General features: G+C 56.2%; 22 protein-coding genes. 1 reads left to right on the top strand and 21 read right to left on the bottom strand.

Annotated elements, in window-relative coordinates; translation table 11 throughout:
• Nucleotides 1–133: 133 nt before the first annotated feature.
• The 17 genes from Harman_RS18785 to Harman_RS22280 form a co-directional block, all read right to left on the bottom strand.
• Nucleotides 134–592 carry a hypothetical protein gene (locus tag Harman_RS18785; RefSeq protein WP_235007266.1) on the bottom strand — a complete coding sequence of 153 codons (459 nt, stop codon included), beginning with the start codon at nucleotides 590–592 and terminating at the stop codon, nucleotides 134–136.
• A 98-nt stretch (nucleotides 593–690) separates the two neighbouring features.
• A complete protein-coding gene (locus Harman_RS18780) occupies nucleotides 691–1,530 on the bottom strand; it encodes a homing endonuclease associated repeat-containing protein (protein WP_137685229.1) in 840 nt (279 codons plus the stop codon).
• A gap of 64 nt (nucleotides 1,531–1,594) precedes the next feature.
• The gene (locus Harman_RS18775) at nucleotides 1,595–2,821 is read right to left on the bottom strand and encodes a tyrosine-type recombinase/integrase (protein WP_137685228.1); all 1,227 of its coding nucleotides are present in this window, start codon (nucleotides 2,819–2,821) and stop codon (nucleotides 1,595–1,597) included.
• A gap of 452 nt (nucleotides 2,822–3,273) precedes the next feature.
• Nucleotides 3,274–4,950 carry a transposase gene (locus tag Harman_RS18770; protein WP_137685227.1) on the bottom strand — a complete coding sequence of 559 codons (1,677 nt, stop codon included), beginning with the start codon at nucleotides 4,948–4,950 and terminating at the stop codon, nucleotides 3,274–3,276.
• An 80-nt stretch (nucleotides 4,951–5,030) separates the two neighbouring features.
• Nucleotides 5,031–5,834: an energy-coupling factor ABC transporter ATP-binding protein gene (locus Harman_RS18765; protein ID WP_394347834.1), complete on the bottom strand. Its 804-nt coding sequence runs from the start codon at nucleotides 5,832–5,834 to the stop codon at nucleotides 5,031–5,033.
• A gap of 68 nt (nucleotides 5,835–5,902) precedes the next feature.
• Nucleotides 5,903–6,715, bottom strand: a complete 813-nt coding sequence (locus Harman_RS18760) for an energy-coupling factor transporter transmembrane component T family protein (protein ID WP_137685225.1) — start codon at nucleotides 6,713–6,715, stop codon at nucleotides 5,903–5,905.
• A gap of 2 nt (nucleotides 6,716–6,717) precedes the next feature.
• The gene (locus tag Harman_RS18755; RefSeq protein WP_137685224.1) at nucleotides 6,718–7,041 is read right to left on the bottom strand and encodes a cobalamin transport operon protein; all 324 of its coding nucleotides are present in this window, start codon (nucleotides 7,039–7,041) and stop codon (nucleotides 6,718–6,720) included.
• Complete coding sequence (locus tag Harman_RS18750; RefSeq protein WP_137685223.1) at nucleotides 7,041–7,721, bottom strand: energy-coupling factor ABC transporter permease; 681 nt, start codon at nucleotides 7,719–7,721, stop codon at nucleotides 7,041–7,043. The genes Harman_RS18755 and Harman_RS18750 overlap by 1 nt, the downstream gene beginning before the upstream one ends.
• A gap of 139 nt (nucleotides 7,722–7,860) precedes the next feature.
• A complete protein-coding gene (locus tag Harman_RS18745; RefSeq protein ID WP_137685236.1) occupies nucleotides 7,861–8,271 on the bottom strand; it encodes a CopG family ribbon-helix-helix protein in 411 nt (136 codons plus the stop codon).
• A gap of 36 nt (nucleotides 8,272–8,307) precedes the next feature.
• On the bottom strand, nucleotides 8,308–9,102 hold the full coding sequence (locus Harman_RS18740) for an ABC transporter ATP-binding protein (RefSeq protein ID WP_137685222.1): 795 nt from the start codon (nucleotides 9,100–9,102) through the stop codon (nucleotides 8,308–8,310).
• A complete protein-coding gene (locus Harman_RS18735) occupies nucleotides 9,093–9,935 on the bottom strand; it encodes an ABC transporter permease (protein ID WP_137685221.1) in 843 nt (280 codons plus the stop codon). The genes Harman_RS18740 and Harman_RS18735 overlap by 10 nt, the downstream gene beginning before the upstream one ends.
• Entirely contained in the window at nucleotides 9,932–10,960 is a 1,029-nt protein-coding gene (locus Harman_RS18730; protein ID WP_200830991.1) for an ABC transporter substrate-binding protein, read from the bottom strand. The genes Harman_RS18735 and Harman_RS18730 overlap by 4 nt, the downstream gene beginning before the upstream one ends.
• 234 nt (nucleotides 10,961–11,194) lie before the next feature.
• Nucleotides 11,195–11,623 (bottom strand): nickel-responsive transcriptional regulator NikR, encoded by a 429-nt coding sequence (nikR, locus tag Harman_RS18725; protein ID WP_137685220.1) that lies wholly within the window; start codon nucleotides 11,621–11,623, stop codon nucleotides 11,195–11,197.
• A gap of 387 nt (nucleotides 11,624–12,010) precedes the next feature.
• Entirely contained in the window at nucleotides 12,011–12,418 is a 408-nt protein-coding gene (locus Harman_RS18720; protein WP_137685219.1) for a hypothetical protein, read from the bottom strand.
• Nucleotides 12,415–13,233 carry a ParA family protein gene (locus tag Harman_RS18715; protein ID WP_137685218.1) on the bottom strand — a complete coding sequence of 273 codons (819 nt, stop codon included), beginning with the start codon at nucleotides 13,231–13,233 and terminating at the stop codon, nucleotides 12,415–12,417. The genes Harman_RS18720 and Harman_RS18715 overlap by 4 nt, the downstream gene beginning before the upstream one ends.
• Before the next feature lie 448 nt (nucleotides 13,234–13,681).
• Nucleotides 13,682–13,993 carry a hypothetical protein gene (locus Harman_RS18710; protein ID WP_137685217.1) on the bottom strand — a complete coding sequence of 104 codons (312 nt, stop codon included), beginning with the start codon at nucleotides 13,991–13,993 and terminating at the stop codon, nucleotides 13,682–13,684.
• Between the two features lie 45 nt (nucleotides 13,994–14,038).
• Nucleotides 14,039–14,338, bottom strand: coding sequence for a DUF7344 domain-containing protein (locus Harman_RS22280; RefSeq protein WP_449271444.1), 300 nt, complete (start codon nucleotides 14,336–14,338; stop codon nucleotides 14,039–14,041).
• Nucleotides 14,339–14,643: 305 nt separating this feature from the next.
• On the opposite strand from Harman_RS22280, the gene Harman_RS18705 reads away from it, so the two are divergent.
• The gene (locus tag Harman_RS18705; RefSeq protein ID WP_004514820.1) at nucleotides 14,644–14,886 is read left to right on the top strand and encodes a winged helix-turn-helix domain-containing protein; all 243 of its coding nucleotides are present in this window, start codon (nucleotides 14,644–14,646) and stop codon (nucleotides 14,884–14,886) included.
• 11 nt (nucleotides 14,887–14,897) lie between these two features.
• Here Harman_RS18705 and Harman_RS18700 read toward each other — a convergent pair whose 3' ends face one another.
• From Harman_RS18700 to Harman_RS18685, 4 genes are all read right to left on the bottom strand, one after another.
• Nucleotides 14,898–16,055 (bottom strand): BREX system ATP-binding domain-containing protein, encoded by a 1,158-nt coding sequence (locus Harman_RS18700; protein WP_137685216.1) that lies wholly within the window; start codon nucleotides 16,053–16,055, stop codon nucleotides 14,898–14,900.
• On the bottom strand, nucleotides 16,055–16,951 hold the full coding sequence (locus Harman_RS18695; protein WP_137685215.1) for a hypothetical protein: 897 nt from the start codon (nucleotides 16,949–16,951) through the stop codon (nucleotides 16,055–16,057). Before Harman_RS18695 ends, Harman_RS18700 begins: the two co-directional genes overlap by 1 nt.
• Nucleotides 16,948–17,982, bottom strand: a complete 1,035-nt coding sequence (locus Harman_RS18690; RefSeq protein WP_160140712.1) for a tRNA-guanine transglycosylase — start codon at nucleotides 17,980–17,982, stop codon at nucleotides 16,948–16,950. Before Harman_RS18690 ends, Harman_RS18695 begins: the two co-directional genes overlap by 4 nt.
• A gap of 139 nt (nucleotides 17,983–18,121) precedes the next feature.
• Nucleotides 18,122–21,025: a DUF6884 domain-containing protein gene (locus Harman_RS18685; RefSeq protein WP_137685213.1), complete on the bottom strand. Its 2,904-nt coding sequence runs from the start codon at nucleotides 21,023–21,025 to the stop codon at nucleotides 18,122–18,124.
• Nucleotides 21,026–21,178 lie beyond the last annotated feature (153 nt).

Genomic DNA, 21,178 nt, shown 5'->3' with positions numbered 1-21,178 from the left:
TGGTTCAAGTACCGGCTTGTGCCTGATCTCTCGTCGCTGAAAGACTACATCTTACGAGGAGTGAACACGATCAGCGAACCAAACATTTGGCCGTATCTTATCGGTAAAGATTCGACTTAATCACTATCAGACTCTAACCACGCGACTGAGTACCCCGCTGAAAGGTAATCGTGGGTGGTTCCTTCGATGTCCTTGCTGTGGTGCTTGTGTTGAACCTCGATGACGAGGCCGCCTCGAAGGGGTTTTCCTCATCGAACTCAACGAGGGCGTCGGCCCGTCGGGTCTTGGGAGTTGTCGGCGTCCCTGTCGCGTCGATTGTGATTTCAGCCCCGACGCGTGCTGCATTCGGATATTGGTCAGCAAGGGTAGCGACCGCCAGTGCCGTACAGCGAGCGTGGGTATCTGATTCCCCCTGGCTCGCCTTTGAACAGGCCTCGTCTGCGTCGTCGGCAGCGTGAAAGAAGTGGCGGGCACGGTAGTCTCCGTCGCGAGGATAAAGGATACCTCGGCACTCAGGACATTCGACGGGCTGCTGGTCATCGACCTGTGTGGGTGTGACAATCCTCCCGTCGTCGAGTGCTCTGAACGGCACAGTCAACTGAAACAAAATACGTGGTCTGCTTGAACGTTCCGCTGTTCCGAATTACAGATGACAAGAGAATATGTCGAGATAAAATGGGTATGAGGATTCTATTTTTCAGAGAACGGATGGTGTTCTCCGTGGCATTCTGCACAAAGTGTCTCTAAGTTCTCTACAACATCAGCATCAGCCGGGTCCTCAAATTCTGCAATATCAGTCAAATGATGCACGTTCAATCCGACACCAAATTTCTCTTGATGCTTCTCTTCAGAGATCCCACACGATTGGCACTCATAGTCATCTCGTTTTAGTGCCTGTGTACGGAGTTCTTTCCACTCTGCGCTTGCGTAGTGCTTCTGCCGAGAGTCACGACTTGCCGGAATGGACGGGTCTGGGCCGTCAATATTCGCTCTATTCAGGGCTTCCGACCAGCTCCCAAATCGGTACTGGTAGGTTTGACTACTGTACTTGCCGGCGTGATCCATCATTCGAACCGACGCTTTGCCTGTCAACTCAAAGACTCGCCAGAGCTCACTAATTAGATCCCACTCGCTGTATTGTTTCGATCCATCCGCATCGCGATCGTACCTTCCGGGTTCAAGATCAGTCAACCCAGCGAAGACGGCTGTACCGTACACGGAGCCGAACTCATTGATATAGTCTTCGCGACTGTATCCATCTATCTCATCTAATTCGTAAGGCGTCGGCATTCGTCCGAGTGCGTCATATTGTCGGCGGAAACGATTGAGCATCACCTGGCGGTCCGAGTTGGACGCAGCATCCTTTCCAGGCGAATTTGCTGGAGTTTCCTCCTGGTCAGAATCTCTAGAATCAGGAATTTCTATTACCCTCTTTCTAGCCTCAATTCTTGAAATATTGTGGGCGTTCGTCAGGTGAGTTACCAGCCCATCTGAATTCGAGAAGGATTTTGAGCACTGGGGACAATCCATCTGTTCTTATTCGAGCAGGGTGTTGAATAGAAATGTTGGTTATTGAGAGAGACGGGATACCAACCTAAGAATCGATTTCATCGAGAGCTTCCGTCGCCACATCTCCCAGCTCTCCCGCTTCGATATGTGAGTACCTCTCACGCACCATCTCCTCGGAATTATCGAGATACCGGGCCGCCACCGTGTACCCAAACGCGCGGACAAGTACCTCCCCCATCCCACGTCGACCACCGTGTGGAGCAAGATAATCGTGTTTCGGATGGTCGATGTCGATCTCTGCGGTCTCCGATAGCTGTTGGAGAATCGACCGTGCGCCGTCCGTCGTGATCGACGGCGGCCGCATATCCTCATCGAGCGCCAGCAACAGGTCGCGAGCGTACTCCGCACGGCGTTCAGCGATTGCTTCTGGGCGTTCCCCTCGTTCGGCTAGCTCTTCCCGGACGAGCTCTGCGAGCGTCCGTTGGTCGAATGTCGGAAACACCGGCCAGCGCTCCGTTGGTGGGTCCATCAGCTGGCGATAGCTTCGCAACGGCGAGATCACCGGATCGGGGAGGCTCGCGGCATCCCATTGCTGTTTCTTCCGGTAGACGTCCATACTCCCGTCGTCAAGGGAGAGGTCCTCCCAGCGGACGCCGCGCCGGCGTGGGTCGTTGGGATCCCGGAGTAGCTCCCCGACCCGAACTGCGGTGTACGCGAGGACGAACACCAGAGCCCGGTCACGAGCCGCCTTCAGCGCTCCGTAGCGCGCTCGCTGCTTGTCGAGGGGATCAGTATCCTCTGGAAGTGTCGTGTACGCCTCGACGGCGTCACGGGCCCGTTCATCGACGTGGCGGGTGATCGCGTGGCGCTGCTCGGACGTCCAGGCCTGCTGGTCGCCGGGCTTGCGGCCGTCGTCCTCGGGGAGCGGTGCCATCGCACTCGCCCGCTGCGCGTAATGGGCCTCAAGATACCCCTCGTTGACGCACCATCCGCACCAGGCAGAGATATAGCGGTAGTAGGTTTGTACAGTATTCTGCTTGAGGCCCCGATCGCCGGCGAGATGCCGTGCGTACTCCCGAAAGACCCGTTCATCAAGGTCCTCGAAGGTGGGCTCTCTGTCGACGTCGTCGGGGACGACGCCGGTCCAGTCGTCGTCACCACCCTCACCGGCGGCCCATTCAGCGAATCGCTCGAGCTCGCGGGCTGCGTTGCGTCGGTAATTCCCGCCGTCGCCACCACGGCCTTTCCCCTTGTCCTGGAGGTACCGCTCGAAGCTGTCGTCGAGGGTCGTCGATAGAGCCCTGTCAGGCATTCACCGGCCCTCCACCATCCTGCGGGCCTGGTCTCGGTGGCTCTACCCCAGGGGAAGCGTCGTCGTGAGGCGGTTCCAGCATTCGTGCTTCACCGACGGCGTCGGGATACTTGAAACTGGTCGTGATTATTGGCATAATCCGGACCACTTGTTGTTTTCGAGCCATCGAGAGAATTCGGGTGTCTAGAGTCTCTTAGCGCCGGAATTCCGCACTACAGGAAAATGTATATCGTATATCGCTATACAAAATCTCGGTCCTGGGAAGTTGAGACTACACCGGGGATAGCGGGGCTGTGATGCGTGGTTTCAACCGAGTCCACGATCAGAAACGGCTTCGGATCGCCTCTCAAGCGGCCTCTCCTATCATACGTTCAACTATATCGGTGAATCTCTGGGATTGCCGACAGCGTTGCCACTCAGAAAATCGGCGTTAGCCCGGACTGAACAGTTATCTACCCGATTCCTGTTTCCTTCTTCAGCAGCGTCAGCGTGTTGTCCGCTGTAATCACCGGTGAGTGCTCATACTCTCCGGTCAACTCGACCTGCACGAGCAAATCCACAGCTCGCCAGATCGAGTACAGCAGACACGCAAACGCGAAATAGAAAAACCGCAACCCGAAATGCTTCGACGTCGTGGCGGCCATGAAACGTTTGATCGACCTGTAGCCACTCTCTATCTCCCAGCGATACCCGTACTCCGTGAGGTGACCACTCCCTCCATTCGTCATGAACACCGAATACTGTCGATGGTCGTCGTGCTCTGAGTCCTCTTTCCGACGGTAGATTAGCGTAGTCTCGTGCCACTCGTTCTTCCCGAGATGGAGTTTGCGGTCGGTCTCGTATCGATCTTGATCGCGCTGGAGCAACCGCTTGGCCTGGGCTTTCTCGCTGGTCTGCATCCGCTTCGGCACGACGTAGGAAAGTCCCCGCTGGCTGATCATCTCCAGGATGTGCTGGCTGTCGAACTCCCGGTCCATTAGGATGTTATCGATGTGAATGAGATCCTCGGCAGAGTTGAGCAGATCCTCGACGATCTCCTTCCGTGACTGGCCTTTCCGTACTGGGCGGGCATCAAGGACGAGCGGGAGTGCGTTACCGACTATCTGGACCGTCGCCCACTGGTAGGCGTACTCGTCGGTCCTCTCCTTCGTCCCAATAATCTCGTCCTCGTGGCCGGTGCGATCGCCCGTAAAGGGGTCATCCTCGGTGATGTCGATAGCGACGATTCCTGCGCGGAAGAACTCCTCTGTCCCCGCGAGCTCGTTAATGAGTTGTCGGACTGCCTGTCGGTACATCTCGCGAATCTGCTCGATAGAGAAATCACGAATCTGGTCGCGATGGCCGTGCCCGAGTGGAGTTCGATCACGTGTCGATTCGTGAATGAAGCTCCGAGCGCCCTCGTTAGCCGCTAAGTTCTCACGGAGTCCCAAGTAGGTCTGTAAGCCCCAGTAGGCGTTCTCGGGAATCTCACAGCCCTCGCCACGATTGAGCGAGAACACGGGGAACACGAGGCGACTGACGTGGTCGGTGATCCTCCCTGTCTTGTCGAGGAGGGCCTGATTGTCAGGGTCCGATTCAGTAGCGTTGTGGCCTCGATCCGGAAGGTTTCGTTCTGGTTCGCGTGGTACGGCGACATCTGCGTTTTGCGCTTTGATGAGGATCGTTCGAGCCGCTTTCTGGATCGTCTCGCGGATATCTCGCGTGAAGCGCTCGTTCCAGATGCGCCACAGTGTCGATTGATCGGGCACCGTCGCCAACTCTAAGCGTTCTCGGAGTGCGGGATGACTATCGAGGTAGTCGAGGAGTTCTGTTTCGTGCTCCCATCCGTGGAGTTCTTTCAGCACGAACACGCGAAAGAGAGTGTCCATCTCGTAGCGTGTCGACCTTCCATAACAGTCGTGGGCCTCGAATCTGAAGTAGGCTAGCGGGAGTACGCAGACGAACTTCTCAACGGAGTGGTGGCTCTCGTGGTCAAACCACGCCTCTGAGACTGTCCGCATATCTGATTCCAGTCCAGCGAGCGACGTTCGATCGTACAGCGGTGTCGAATTATATACCGGCCACTCAACATTGGACCGACGCGCAATTCTTCGGAAAACAGTTCGATGAGACAACTCATTTACTCCCATGAGAACTGGTGGAGTACGCGTGCCTCAACGCACCGGTCTCGATCTGCCGAGGAAGCGGCACAAGATACCGGGGGTGGGCCTCAGTTGTGTCCGCGCCCATCTGGAGAGGGTGTCTGTGTGGTTTCCAAGTTGCTGGCTTCTGTGAGGAGCGACACGAGATCCGCTTCCGTAACTGGCTGTGCGGTCGTCCCAAGCCCTGCCTCGCGAGCTACACGGACCGCACTCGGCGGGTGCAGGTTCGCTTCCGACAACAGCGCGTCGTCGTAGAACACCGCTCGGGGCGTTCCGCTTCCAACGACGTTGCCGTCGGCCATCACGCAGACTCGGTCTGCGACTTCAGCGGCAAATTCGAGGTCGTGCGTCGACAGAACGACGCTGATACCGTCCTCGTGAATCTGCTCGATCCGGTCGGCGACCAGTTGGGACCGCTCGGGGTCGAGGCCCGCGAGTGGTTCGTCCAGCACGACAACGCTCGGTTCGAGGACGAGCACACCGGCGAGGCCGACGAGGCGTTTCTCGCCACCGCTCAGGTAGTGGGGGATTCGGTCTTCGAGATGACTCGCGTCGACGGTCGCGAGCGCCTCGCGAGCGCGCGCTCTCGCTTCCTCACCGGGGACGCCGTAGTTCTGGAGGCCGAACATCACGTCATCGAGGACCGTGGGGGCGACGAGTTGCGTATCGGCATCCTGGAAGACGAAGCCGACTTCCCTCCGTGCGTGTGCCGTGTTGTCTTTGGTGATCGGCGTGCTGTCGACGACGAGTTCGCCGTCGTCGGGAACGAGCGTCCCGTTCAGGTGTTCGAGGAGTGTCGACTTCCCGGCACCGTTGCCGCCGACGAGTGCGACGACTTCGTCGGGGTACACCGAGAAGTCGACGTCGTGCATCCCGACCGTCCCGTCGGGGTAGGTGTGGGCCTCACACTGAAGATCGACCAGCGGTGAATCGTCTCGACTCACAGTCCCACCCCGTAGACCGCGACCGCTGCGTAGCCGACGACAGCGACGTACGACCCGATCACGACGAACAGTTCGTGGATCGGTGGCCGCGAGACGTCGCCGTACAGCGTGATGTCACCGTTGTAGCCACGGGCTTCCATCGACTTGACGAGTCGTTCGGACTGCTCGATTGCCGACAGCATCGTCATACCGAGGATTCTCGCGTACAGTCGCTTGTTCGACCAGAACTCCGAGAAGTTCGCACCGCGGGACAGCGCGGCTTTCACGAGGTCCTCCAGTGTTTCGATCATCACGAACGTGAACCGGTAGGTGAGCAAGGCGATCTGGTCGATCGGCCGCGGGAGCAATCGCCCGAGCATGTACGCGACATCGGTATATTTGGTCGTCATCGACGCCGTCAGGGCAAATGTGACGACTGTGAGTGATCGACAGCTGAGCTCCGCGAAGAGGACGAGCCCCGCCCACGTGACCGAAAGCTCACCGAGCGGCGTCGGGAGCGCGCCACCGATGGGTGTGCCCGGTTCGAGAAACGCCAGCGGCCCGGCGACGGAGACGATGAACAGCATCGGGAGCGTGTACCAGCCAGCTAACCGTCGATACGGAAGGCCCGCCAGCCCGTAGACCACCAGCACGGCTCCGTACAGTCCGGCCAAGAGCGCGAGGCGGTCGAACACCGTGACGGCGAGGACGAGTGCACCGACGACGCCGACCTTCGTCCATGGATTGACGCGGTGCAATGGTCCGTCTCGCCGTTCGGCGAACGCCGTGATGAGTCGCGGGTCGGGAACGTGGTTCGAGAGTGTCGTCACGGTTACCGAGCCGGGCGTTCCCCGTCCTCGAAGCCGCCGTAGCGGTCGACGTACACGTACAGTCCGATACCGAGGACAACCAGCACGAAGACGAGCGCGCTGAATTCGAGAATCAGTCCGCCCTTCCGAATGGGGCCGGCCACCACGATACCGCGGCCGAAGTCGACAAGCGAACCGCCGCCCTCCTGCACACCGCGCTGGAGGGCTTTCGCTGAGCGTTTGGCCCACGGCAGGGCACCGCCCGTCGCGGTGAAACCCCAGTAGCCGGCGGCGAGAAAGGCAGCGAAGAGGCCGGCAAGGCCACCGTACTGCTTCCAGCGCTGCATCAGGCGGTCACCCCCGTCGGCTCCTCCTGGGTGTCACGGTCGGCGAGACCGACGAGGTCGGGGCGGACGGAGGCGAGGAACTGAACGATGAATCCCGTCAGGATGCCCTCGATGACGGCGACGCCGAGGTTGAGCCCGACGAGACCAGCGACCGCGATCGTCAGGTCACCACGCGGCAGCGCGCTCCCGTTCACGCCGCTGATGACGATGATCGCTCCCATCAGGAACGCGCCTGCCGAGAGGCCGAGTGTCGCAGCACTGGCGCTGGCGGGGAAGACGTCCCAGTCCATCCCCATCAGGGTCTTGAACGCGTAGTAGGCGACGATTGCTTCGCTCGCGTTGACGAGCGTATTCGCGCCGAGGAGGCCGACTGCACCGTGGCCGAGTGCTGCCGAGAAGATGTTGACGACCAGTGCGATGAGCGCTCCGAGCAGCGGCCCAGCAAGAATCCCTACGAGTCCGGTGAGGTTCATATGGATGCCACCCCAGACGGGGATGTTCAACTGGAAGATCGCGAAGCTCGCGGCCGCGCCGATGCCGGCGAGCGCGATCTGGTGTGTCTTGATGCCGCCTTTCCGGACTCGGTAGACTACGGCACTGATCAGTCCGACGCCGAGCAGCGTCCAGAGTACCAGTGCCCATAGTGGGAACGAGCCTTCTCCGAGGTGAATGTGTGCCATCTCTGGTTTAACAATTCTGTCCAAGGTTATAATAAACTTGCCATACTAGAACATAGCAGATAATAACTAATGGGTTATTCTCGGCAAGAATTAATATAGACTGGTCGTGTTCTTGTCGAACCCGCCAGTGACGACGTACTCAGTGCTCGCCGCTCTCCGGTTGCATCGTATCGACGGGGACAACCGTGTACTCGACCGAGACTGACTCGCCCGCACCTCGAACTAGCCCGATAAACCGGAGGAAGTCGCTGTAGCCGGCTTCGAGGACGAACGTCTCGACGCACCCTGCGTTGTCCTCAAGGCAGTTGTGCGAATTCGAGCGAATCGACGCCTCGAACTCGCGGCGAATCTCCACCATCTGTCCCTCTACCGTCGGATTGTCGTACCCGAAGACCGCGGTCACGGTTGCCAATACCCGCTTCCCCTCGTACTCCGTTTCCCGGTACGCTTCGATCAGCGACTGGCACGCGTCGCGAATCACTTCGCTTCGACCGCTGTACCCGTGTGCTTCCGCAAGTGTATCGAGGTCGTCCCGGAGTCGCTCCGTCATGGATGCGCTCACTATCGGCATTCTCGGTGGACCTCGTCAGTATCTCCCATCGACCGGGCTCCCGAGTTCGTCTCTGATGCGGGCCACGTAGTCGACGAACTCGTGGGCTGTTCGCTCGCGCGGCCGCTCTAGGTCGATAGAGATGGTCGACTGTACGGTTCCCGGGTCGGCGTCCATCACGACGACCCGGTCGGCCAGCGTCACCGCCTCGTCGATGTCGTGCGTGACGAACACGACCGTCTGTTCGGTCTGCGCCCAGATATCCAGTAGTTCGGCGTGCAAGCGGTCGCGGGTCCGCGCGTCCACGCTCCCGAACGGCTCGTCCATCAGGAGAATCTCCGGGTCCGGGGCGAGTGCGCGAGCGATGCCGACGCGCTGTTTCATGCCGCCGGACAGCTCCTTCGGATACGCATCCTCGAACTCCTCGAGTCCGACGAGGTCGACCAGCTCCCGAACTCGCGCCTCGCAGTCCGCGCACTCACACGCGGGTCGGTCGAGGCCGAACCGGACGTTCCCGCGGACGGTTCGCCACGGGAACAGGGCGTACTCCTGGAAGACCATGCCCCGGTCGAGACCCGGTGCAGTGACCGGTTCTTCACCGACAAGGACCGACCCACTGTCCGGGTCGTCGAGTCCCGCAATCGCTCGCAACAGCGTGGTCTTTCCACAGCCGGACGGTCCGACGACACAGCAGAACTCGCCCTCCGACACCGAGAACGATATGTCATAGAGCGCTTGCGTCGACTCGTACGCCTTGCTGACGTTCCGAACAGTGATCTTCTCGCTGGGCGCCTCCTCGGGCTCCGTGGATGATTGCTCACTCATCGCCACGCGAGCATCCTCCGTTCGACGAATCGAAATCCAACGTCCATACAGAGGAACGCGAGGCTGATCACGAACATATACGCGACACTGGTGGCCATCGCGAGGTTGTTCGAGGCGTTGATAATCTCGTAGCCGACGCCTGGTGCGCCGAACAGCTCGGCGCCCACGACGATCATCCAGCACCGGCCGATGCTCGTTCGGAATCCCGTCAACACCTGGGGCGCGGCGCTGGGGAGCGCGACGAGTTTCAGCATTGAGAAATCGCGTTCCACACCGAGCGTCGACGCGGCGTCGGTCAGGTCGCTCGAAACCCCCTCCACACCACCGTAGGCGCCGTAGAAGTTAATCCAGAACGCGCCGACGAAGACGATGAACGCTGCGCCGGTGTGATGGATGCCGAACCAGACGATGGCGAAGACAACCCACGCGAGCGGCGGAATCGGCCGCAGTACCCGGACGAGCGGCCGCAACCAGTCTTCAAGTGCACCGTTCCAGCCCATCGCAAGGCCGAGACTGATGCCACAGAGTGCGCCGAGAAGGAGCCCCGGCACGTAGTGGAACAGCGTCTGTGCGAGGTGTGCGAGCCCAGTCGGTAGTACTAGACTTGACCCCAAGATGGGGACGACAATCGCAGTCGAAGTTGCGAACAGGTCGACGAAGGCATACGCCGACTCGAGGGGTCCCGGGACCAGATACGTGGGCTGGGTCGTCACTGCGCCGACCCACCACACGAGGAGGAACGCAAGGAGTCCGCCCAGGCCGCGCAGATACCGCCGCAGGTCACCCTCGAAGCTGCCGGTAAAGACGGTGTCGGAACGGGTGTTAGTACGCGTGGTCATTTCTGACTCGCGTCGTAGGGGTCGATCGCGAACAGGTTCTCGGTCGCAATCGGTTCCTCGATGTTGCTGGCGTTCGAGACGAACTCGCCCATCGTCGCGGCCTGGTCGGTGATTGCGTGTGGGTTCGAGATGAACTCGGATGCCTTCGAGTCCATGGCGGCCGTCGCGAGGTCCTCGCTCACGCCGGAGCCGATTACGGACGCGGCGTGGGCTGCGGCTGCATCCGGCGAGGATTCGGTGAACTCGGTCGCGGCTACGTGCTGTTCGACCAGTGATTGCGCGACCTCACTGTCGTCGAGTACCTGCTGGTTCGCGAACAGCACCGTGACCGGGTGATTCTCCAAGATGTTCCCGGACCAGGCAAGTTCGCCGAAGCCGTCCTCTCGGTCGATGATGGTTGCGAACGGTTCCTGGATGATCGTCGCGTCGATGTCACCCGACTGGATCGTCTGGACCGCCTTCGCCGGCGGGACCTTCGACTTGTTGATGACGGACTTCATCTTACCGACTGCGAGATCCTCCTGAAGCCAGTACCGGAGGACGATATCGGGAACGCTTCCGTCCGGTGGTGCACCGAACTGGACCTTCCGACCATGCTCTTCCTCGAAGTGTTCGAACGTGGCTGCCCCCTCCTGTTCGTAGCGGTCGGCGAGTTCGGTTGTCCCCATGATCTTGAAGCCGTTTCTCGAATTCGCCGCGAGGACGCCTGCGTCCGTGCCCTTGTCGACGAGGGCCATCGCCGGGGTAATGCCAAAGAGCGCGACATCGACGTCGCCGCTCGCGAAGGCCTTGACGACGCTCGGCCCCGAGCTGAATCGCTCGATAGTGACGTCCGCGGCGACGTTCTCGTAGTAGCCCTCCTGTTCCATCACATAGTGTTGCATGTTCGGGTAGATCGGGACGTAGGCGACGGTCAGGGAGTTGAGTGAGCCACTCCCTCGCCCGAGACAGCCGGTGAGTCCCGTTGCAGCAACTGCAGTTGTGCCTGCGCCTTGGAGCAATCGTCGCCGCGTGAGTTGGACCATCGATGTTGTTAAATCTGTATCCAAATATAATAATATCTGTGATTCTCGTCTGGGTAGTTATTATTAACTCCTCGAGTTGGCTTTGACCGATCGCTCGTCACAGCAGTAGCTGGCGAGACGAAGCTGAATTCCGTGGAGTGATTTGGGGAAGACGGTCGGGAGTTAGAACGCTGACCCCAACGATGCACGGCCTAACCGGTAGAAATGGAGGCCTCCGTGAGTTCGAGAATAGAATCAGCTGACGTCCGCGAGCGGTCCGAAGTCGTCGACGGGCAGGACAGAATAGTCGATTGTGAGCGTGTCTTTCGTCGCTCTGATCTTCCCGACGAACGTGGAGATGTCTTCGAGCGACCCCTCAAGGACGAACAGTTCCATGCAATGGTGTCCGCCGACGTGGCTGTGGAAGTTCGAAGCAACGAGGTCTTCGTGCTCGTGTCGAAGGTGCATCATCTTCTCCTCGACGCTGGTCGTTTCGTAATCGAAAACCACTGTAACGACGCCCATCAAGTCTCGATCTTCGAGTTTCTTATCCTCGAACTCACCGAGGAGGTTTCGGCTCGCCTCACGAAGTACTTCACTGCGACCAGTATAGCCGTGATCGTCCGCGAACTGGTCAATTCGATCAAGCAACTCTTCCGGCATCGAGACGCTCACCACACTCATATAACAATATTGCCCCCACAAAATATTAAGGATTGTTATATTCAGAGTCGGTGTTATAGTGATTGTGGATCTGCCCTCTCACGATCATGGGATACCGGTACTCTGAGAGACATCAAGTTGCTTCGAAATTGCTGAGTGTTGCTAAGACGGTTTTTCAGGGTTAGTCAGAAGCTTGTGACGGGTTTTGTTGGAATGGTGGCGACAGTGGTCACACAACAGTTCTGTCCTCTGAGGTTGTGGCCACTCGACTGTTATACTCGTACTCCTATCTAACACCGGTCCACTCTGGTCAGCACCTGATGGAATCGGACCCCGGCAGAACCAATCGAAACCGTATGCATTGAGAGAACCGGTCTCAACTACTGTCGGTCCTCGTTCTGCGCGAGGTCATTTGTCGCCGAGTTCCGAGAGCCGAGCCTGGATTTCCTCGGCATCCGCCTCAGAGAGCGCCTCAATACCGAACTGAACGAGTAGTGGGTAGAAGTGGCGGTTCTTCTTGAACTCGTCCTGGCCCGCCTTGCGGAGCTTCAGCTGGGACTCGAGGTAGGTATCCTCCATCCCGTCGAGGACATCGTCGGGAATGTAGATCGTCCGCCCATTCCACTCGTCCTTGATGTTTGTCTTCGTTTTGCTCGTTTTGTTCGTTTCATTCGTTGAAGTCGATTCGGTCGTTTCGGTCGATGAACTGGTTTCCACCGTTTCACTTACCTCACTCGTTTCGCTGGAATCAGCCTCGTCGTCCTCCTCTTCGTAGTTGCCCTCGATGCCGGAAGCATCGCCCCAGCCTTCGCTCATGCTTCCACCTCCTCAGGCGCGGTCTTCTCAAACGTCTCGTCGAACAGGTCGGCAATCTCGTTGAACAGGTCGCGTGCATCCTCGACGCGCTGGTTCTCTTTGCCGAATCCGAAGACGGACACCCCCTCGCCAATCGACTGAGAGAGGTCGGTCCGCTTCGGGATCTCGAACACTGGGAGGGAGTACGCTGACTTTATCTCCTCAATGGTATCGCGGTGCTCGGCGTTCTGCTCGACACGGTTACAGACAATCGCAAGCCGATTGATGTCTCCGTACGCCTGTTCGAGGGAGCTCAGCTGCTTTGCGAAAATCTGGAGGCTGTTGGCGTTGAGCTTCTCGGGAATGACGGGGATGGCGACGTTGCCGGTTGCGACGAGGGCGTTGTCGGTGAGGACGTTCAGGGATGGCGGCGTGTCGACGATGATGTAGTCGTAGTCCTTCTCGAGTTCGTCGAGAGTCATCTCCAACCGCTCGCGACTCTTCGGCGCCTCAAGCAGCGTCTGGATGTTCTTGTTGTTCGCGAGTTTCTCGCTGGCGGGAAGGATGTCGAATTCCTCGTGCTCGACGATGATGTCGTTCACCGACTCCATCTGGTCGAAGTCGAGGACGTCGAACAGCGTCGTACGGTCGGTGTCGTAGTACAGATCGTTGTAGCCAAGCGAGCAGGTGAGCCCTCCGTGGTAGTCGATATCGACCAGGAGGACGTCGTGGCCTCGGGCAGCGAGTGCGCCGCCAGTATGAATGACGTCGGTTGTCTTCCCCGCGCCTCCCTTCTGATTCGCCACCGTGATTCGTGCGGTGTTGGTGTCGGTCATTATCTTCGTTTCTCTCGTTGTGTTCGTTTCGTTCGTTTTGGTCGTTTAGTTCGGTGCGTTCGGTGAGGGTGTTTCACTCGGTGAGAGGATTACTACGATGTTAAAACCAACTGTTCGTTTCGCTCGTGGAGATAAACACACTCGTTGCCATCAACTAATTCGTTCTATTCGTTACGTTCGTTTTACTCGTTCTGCTCATTTTGTTCGTTGAGTACAGGGATTTTTCCGAATCGTTCGGCCTCCCCACAGGATTCGAGCGACAGCCGCAGGGAAATCAGGGCGGGGTGCCAAAGACCGGCCTCTGTCCTTCCCTCGACATCGAATATGTCTAGGTGTACCCGGTCATTCCAGCACCATCGAGTACATTAGCAATAACTACGCCCAGTTCCAGTGGCCGCTGGCGAAGCTTAACCGGATATACAACGACTTTAGCATTAGTGAGGGGAGATTAGAAGTCTAAAGAGATTTTCTCACTATCATCCGAGGGAAAGAGGAGCTCAAATGCAGGATGCTTGTAGAGAATCTCACGGCACTCACGGCATCGTGTGAATAGGGATTGCTCAGCATCCCAAAAATCAGAACGCATTACGACAGCAGAATCACGTGCTCCGTAATGCCCGCCAGATACTGAAAAATGGTTGAACTCAAGCCCTCCACACTCCGGACAGGGATCATTCATGCTTTCCCAGTCATCCCGCTTGACGCCGGAAATTGTCTGCTCGTTCTCTTCTTGATCGATAACTCGTATCGAGAGTCTCATTGGATCTCGCCTCCGCCCATAGTGAGGCGGAATAAAATGACCGTGTCAGTCGATCATTCGAGCAATCACAATCAGGATCACATACTCCTCAATACGAGGAGTGACTGTTACGACTTTAGCGCGATCGTCGTAATCAATAATATCGTATTTGGCGAGCTTTGGCAGGTGGTTCTGAATCAACCCATTATATATTGATTCATAATCTTGGGAAGTGACTTCTCGTGGTGAAGTTCCATTTTCGACGCTTCCAATCACCCTAGCCAGATGTCGGACATCAATATCCTGTTCGTACCCGAATAGGAATAAGTAATTTAATAGAAGGACTCGCCGTTCATTTCCGAGTATTCCAAGGACATTCGCAACGCTACTGGGGTAGTAAGCAGTAGACGTAATACAAGATCTCCTCGAATTCCTCTCGGCGGTACATACCGATTCTGACCATCGGATTTTTGCAGGTTGTCGGTTTGAATGTACATGCTGTCTGTCTCAGGCAGCGCGGGCGCGGTGTCTCCAGCACCGCCCTCGTTTCTGAGGGGCCGCGCTTCATACCTTCAACACTCTCCCAGACCCTTAATTCTAACGTAGTAATATACTCTGTTAGACTATTGGGGAAGGATACGACTATACGAACAGATGCGTATTCGCCACACATGACTAATGAGGAATACGCTCCGAGTGAAAACGAGGAAGAAATCCTGAATGTTTTGAAGGAAGGGCAGGGTTCATCTCAACCCTGGGGACGAGCAAACCCATTATTCCTACGGGAACAGACCGGCCTAAACAAGCAGCAGGTGAATTATGCACTTAGGCAACTCATCGCTGCTGGATGGGTAACTAAGGTCACGGAGGGGCTTTATGAATTCGTTGACGATCCCCGAAATGGTAACACTTGAATTATTGATTATCAGACCGTCTCTTCCACCCAAGCAGCTGTGATTTTATTTTCCTTTGATTCTGCAGCATCATCGAGGATACGACTACACATAGATAGGACCTGTCGGATATTGCCCTGTGATGTTTGGAGAATCAAATCCAACGCCTCCTCAGAGAATGGCTCTATCCCTTCATTATCAGCAGAAGACACTCTCTCTTGATCTAGATAATCACGTACCAACTCATAGAGGTTCTCACTTGTAAGGGGTTTCAGAGCAACTTCTTCCCCAATTCGCTCACTGAACGCGTGGTACTCACTCATCACATCTTGCCATACCTCGGGAGCACAACCAAACAGCATGCACAGTCCCGAACTGTTCTGATCCATCAGGTGCCGAATGCTGTTGAGTGTTGCCTGTTCATCCTTTGGTGAGAGTCGCGCGATGCTCTCGAACTCGTCGACGAAGACGAAAATACCCGTATAACCGAGTTCGAGGAGCATATTTTTGAGTGCAGTGAAGGCCCGAACACCCATCGTGTCGTCGTCGAGTGCGCTGTGAATTTCCATCTCCTTGCGCTGCTCGTAACGAATCCCCTCTGCGGTAAGCAACTGCCACGCGTAGAGATTCGTGTCCTCGTACACCATGTGGATAATGGCACGCGCAAAGTCGGCGAATTTCGTCACATCGCTGAGGCGGCGAATCGCCTCGGGGACAATTTCCGAGAGCAGCACATCGCCTTCGTCAATCAGCGATTCCATCCCACTGGCACCGATCGGGTTTGTGTCGGTGACATCTCTCGCCACAGATGCAAGAAACTCGTACGCGAGCTCTTGGACTCGGTTGAAACCCAGGTCGTAGACAAACTCGTGGTAGATGTCGAGAAATCCTTCACCAGGCTGGGCGACATATCCCACGACGACGTCGTCGCGACCACGGAGGAGCGAGCGCGTGTATTTGAGCGTGTGAGACTTCCCATTCCCATACTTTCCAGTGACTACCAGATGTTTCGACTTCCCAGTAGACAACATCGACGAAACCGTCGAGCTGATCTTATCCGAAACGTGCTGCTGCCCACAGTAAATCTCGGGGTCTTCAGCTGGAACTGGACTGTATGGGAAGGGGTTCGCGTTTAGGTCGTACTGTGAGTAGTCTTGCTGTTCGTCGGTGATCGTGAATGTGTCGGACATTATGTAGCCTCCTGCGAGTATTCGATGTCGCGGTCATGCACCGCGAGGTAGTAGTATTTCTTACCGAACTGTTCAACGCCAGCCATAACCTGCTGAGTGGACTGGGATGTGCTAACTAAACCGTCCTCTTCAGAGAGCGCTATACGCTTGATGCCGAGTGCGGAATCCTTCGCAGCCGTATCCATTGGCGCTCCCGACAGCTCGAGCTTACCGACGTTCTGTCGGCAGAGCTCCAGTAGCGCTGCGTCGAAATCATCGCGAGTGCAGCCGAGGCGTTCACAGGTCTCCTCACGGAGACGTGGAATCGACAGGTAGCGTTGTCGAAGGTCAACACCTGCTCTCTCTTCAAGATCGTCGTACACGTCCAAAAGCAGGTAGTGGTAGTTAGCGGATATCGCCGCCTGGTCTACCAAGTAGTAGTTACCTGTGAACGCGTTTCGTTGGACTCGGCCCAACCGCTCAGCCCAATCCCCAAGGACCTCCACACTCGTTTGATTATATGAATATGGGCTGAACTCTTGTGCCTCTTCCAATTGAGTCAAGAGTGTGTCTAAACCAGCGTTTTCGACGTTTTCGAGAACCTCGATGAATGTCCCGTAGTGGGGACTACGTGTCTCCAAGATCGTACTTACTTGGCTCCAGTCCTCGTCGCGAATTGCACTAAGGAATGACAAACCGACATCAGTCGTCGTATAGACTGGTTCCTCGCCAGAATCATCTTCGTCGAGCAAGGAGATACGCTTTGCTTCAAGGATTGTTTCACGTGCACGGCGGTGACTTACCTCCAAGTCGTCCTCAAGATCTACAGTCGACTTGCTAACTGCTTCACAGGCATGAGTCAGTTCAGCCATCCGGCTGAGAGTGACTGGCCTTACAGTTGGTCTCTCATCGCTCATGAGAGCCTCCTCATCTGTTGCTTCGCGGTTTCGTATGCCCGCTTAGTGACCTCGTTTCCGCTGAAGCGCAAGTCGAGGTACTCCTCAATATCTCGACCAGATTCGGCGACATACCGGAAGCGTCGCAGCTCGGTCGCAAGTGCCCAGAGATTATGCTGGGTCAGGGCAGTTCGGTCTTCGCGAATCTCGTCGAGTGCTTTTTGTCCACACACTGGGCATGGACAGGGGAGCCTGTCTAGTTCCTCGATATTCCGTAGTTCTTCTCCCCCGAATCCCGGAATTAGGTAGTTCCGGTTGCCTGCACTACGAATGAAGGCCGAAGAGTCGAAACTGTCGACCCCCAAGTAGAGCAGCAGTGGTTGATAGACGAGACCTCCGAGACCATACACGTGGAGGTGCTTGTCTGTCGCGTTTCGTGCAGATAGTATCAGCTTTGTTACTTTTTTATAGTCGGTTCGTATTGGAACCATACTTCCGAGGGCATAGCCATCGAATTCACCATTCTTCTCTAAGTATTGTATGTTATTCCGGATCGTCTCTGGATCGTAACCATGGACACTCGCGAAGAGAAGGCCCTCCCCATCGTGATGGTCGCTCGCTTTGAGTGCGTACTCGATGCTTTGGTCGATTCGCCGTTGGTTTTCTGCTGCCCGATTCTCCCTTGAGAGAGGAATGTCGACTGTACCGAGGATGTCCGCGTCCAATTGTCTCTGGGTATCAAGCGTTTTTGCTGGGGTAGTGTCCACTTCTTCGTTGGCGAAATCGAACCCACCACTATCAGCGAAAACGATGGTGTCCTCGGGGACGTCCATTTCCTCCCGTAATGTTACACCATTCGATATTCTCTGCCACATTGGGTCTCGGTTGCGAATTGATCTCGCGTTGATCATCGCTGCCGAGAACTCTGGGATCGTGCCGACGTACGTCGGTGTATTGTCACTCGACCGCTTCCCGATGTTTCTGACGGGGAAGAGAACAGGGGTATCTAATTCCCCTCGGGGGAGGTCGAGTTTCCTGCGTCGATACAACATGCCTCCCGCTCGGGTAGGCTGTCCTCTTATTTAGTGAATGGGGCAATATGGACCGTTCAATAATATGTCATTTATCCTAGGGTGGGGGATGGTTCTTAGGAGCGGAAGAACACGTACGATGCCACTTGGTAGTGGAGGATCACTCAGACTCGAATTCCGCTTGTGGTGGTACTTCCTCTACTCGCCGACATAGTTCTTCGATAGTTTCCGGGCGAAGAGTATCGACAGTATCGATGTATCGAGCGAAATTCTTCATATAGTGACCCTTGAGTCCAACAACGATCGTGCTATGTTCTTTTGCGTCCTCTGTCCGCGCGGGAATGGATTCGATATTGTCAAATTGGTCTTCGACAAGTTCGCGATTGAAGACCACACCAATCCGGTCTGAACGTACCTCCTGGACCATCTCGTCGATGTCGATACTGGTGTAATAGTCCTTCCCAAGGGTAAAGAAGACGACATCATAATCGGCCTCTTGAAGGAGGTGTCGCAGGTCTTTTTGAATGTCGAGTTTCGCAGATCGCTCTCTTATGTCGCTAACATTCATTGAGCTGAATGTTACCTCGTAGGGGGGGAGATACTCGTCTTCTGCGACAAGGCCAAATCCTGCACTTACGAAGTAACGGTCGACGTCGTGACCTTGTCGCAGAAGCCATCTAACTGCACTCTTGACGTGGTTTTGCTGGCGTCCCGTGTATAGGTCGCGTGCTGCAATACCTGGCACATTATCCCGAGCGAGTAGGTCTTCACGAGAGAATTGGAGAGTTTCCTCTTCACCGAAAATCGGCGCGTCGTCTGGTATCTCCTTCGATCCTGAACATTGGTCGATGACAAGGATGTCCAATCCGTTTTCGGTATCAATCTCAGGTGGATGAGGCACGAAGTCGTCACTAGCTGCATAGTTTTGCCCGCAGACCTCGAGTATTTCATCTCGCAAGTCTCGAGGGTTGCTATTGGTGTGTACCTCGCAACCGTTTTCCCGAGCAGCCGCTACGGCTTCTTCGTCAAGTTCACCATCCAATGTGTGTACGAAGAGGTGCTGGTACCTCGCTGCTTGTTCGCCGACGTTTGCTGCCATACGATCTGGGGCGAACGAGACGAGCGACGGGGTTTCTTCCCACCACTCACTCACGCCGTTCGCATCTAGTACACCAATCTCTGCAACAGGAAGGTCATGCGTCTGAGTCCAGAACGAGGAGTGTTTGTCGCGCAGATAGTCTTCAACAGTTTCGTAGCCACTGTAGGCTGCATCCCCTTGGGTCGCGACGAGAATCTTCGGAAGGTCTTCCTCGAATTCATCATAGAAGCGTCGTGTGTTGTGGAACCCTCGTCTCCGATTCCGATCGTTCCCCCGGAAGATGCAAACCTCGACACCGTACTCTCTACAAATTGGACAGTCACATTTCTCCCACGGACGACTTCGAAGGGTGTCTTGATACTCTTGGAGCAGGTCGTCGTCACCGATCCAAGTAGCGTAATCCCGGACAATCGCCCAGACTCGATCATAGTCACTGACAACGTACGGCTCGTTCAAAACGGTCTTCGCGTGTGGGAACTCCTCAAATACGTCTACCGCTGTGCTCAGTAGTTCGTCGTACTCCTCGAACGGAACTGGAGCAGTCGGGGTATCTTCCCGCAGGAGTTTGACTAACTTACTACGGAGATTATCACTGAAGCTCGCCTGAACCTCGCGGCCATACTCGAAATCCTCTCGGAACGCTCTTTCTATGTCCTGTAGGAGCGACTCATCATACTGATCATCGTGGCGGTGTTCCAGGAGATATTCTCTCGTCGCTGGAAGCACCTTCTCAGCCTGTTCGTACCAACTCTCGAGAGCATTACGAATCGAATCTCCTGTATCGTATGCCCGGAGTGCCACCAATGTTTCACGACCGCGTAGGGACGTTTCAACAGCTTCGTCGAGATCGTCCCGGCTCGATGGATAGCGAACTCGAATGGCATCGTAGCGTTCGTCGTTATCAAGACGATAATTCTGTCCACCGGTCCACGCCGAACGAAGCATACTCGCGCTATCGAAACTAGTCATCCCCGACCGACCAATCGTCTCGAACGCCTCAGTCTTCGCGAAGCCGAAGACGTGAGAGTCGATGCGGGTGTTGTTTTCTCGTTCGAACTGCTTGATCGTCTTCCCGACGCTCTTGACGATTCCACGAACGTCGTGAACTGGGCTACCTGCGACTCCCCCGATTCCGAGGTAGTCATAACCCATACCAAGCACTTCCTCGGTGGCCTTACTGTATGAATCAGGGTTCCATCCCTGGATAGCGACCATCAGTCGGAACGGATAGTCACGACGCTGGTAGAGGTCATACATCTCTCGGGCGTTCCGCAGCGTCAGGTCGTAGCGGAACTCGGCGTCGTGTTCGCGATAGACCGCACGTGAATCCTGTGCGAGCCGGGACAGAACGGTATCAATGTCACCCCGAAAGTCCTCAGCGATGAACGGCTCAACTTCTATATCGGGATCAGTACGAATCGTCGGCTCGTACTCGTCGACATATGAGGGCCATTCCTCTGGCCATTCCTCGATCATAACGTCAACGACGTCGGTGATGGGATCGGGGATGTCGCCTTTGTTGAGTTCTCCGTCGAACGCGCGTTCGTCAAGATAAAGCCGCCCCTTGTCCTTTCCTGACCCTAGAACGAGGTGGTCGATAGTGACGCCGACAGTAACGTCCAGCGTCTCGTAGAAGTCGAGCATATCCTCGTTCCCGTACGGTGGGAAAGGGAGCGACTTGTACCCCCAAGCCCCGCAGTCACTAATCGTCGGTAACCAATTCGGGATAGAAAGTACGGGGTCATCGTAGACACCGTACTGGGCTAGTCGCTCGGCTTTGCGGTTTGTCTCTTCGACCTGTTCGCGAGATATGAGAACCCCGTCTACTGGTGTGGTTTCGGGCTCGAAAATGTCCCAGATATAGTCCAGATCGCGCTCTTGACGATTCAAGGTAGAGAGTTCGTCGTGTTCGAAATCGTAGTGGGAGTCGACTGCGTCGTCCCACTCAGGTACGTAGAACCGCACGTTAGATAGTCACCAGTAGTAGCGATGGGAGGGCATCCTATAAATCCGTTTGAAGTCCCTCACTCTGTAACTGGCACTAACTAACCGAAGTCAGATAGTGTAGGGCCAGTATGGATCTGTATCGAATCCCATTGGTCAGGATACTCTGCCTCA

The sequence above is a fragment of the Haloarcula mannanilytica genome (assembly GCF_005406125.1).
GTDB classification, from domain to species: domain Archaea; phylum Halobacteriota; class Halobacteria; order Halobacteriales; family Haloarculaceae; genus Haloarcula; species Haloarcula mannanilytica.
Note: the sequence above shows the minus strand (reverse complement) of the source record. Positions and strands in the feature narration are given on the sequence as shown.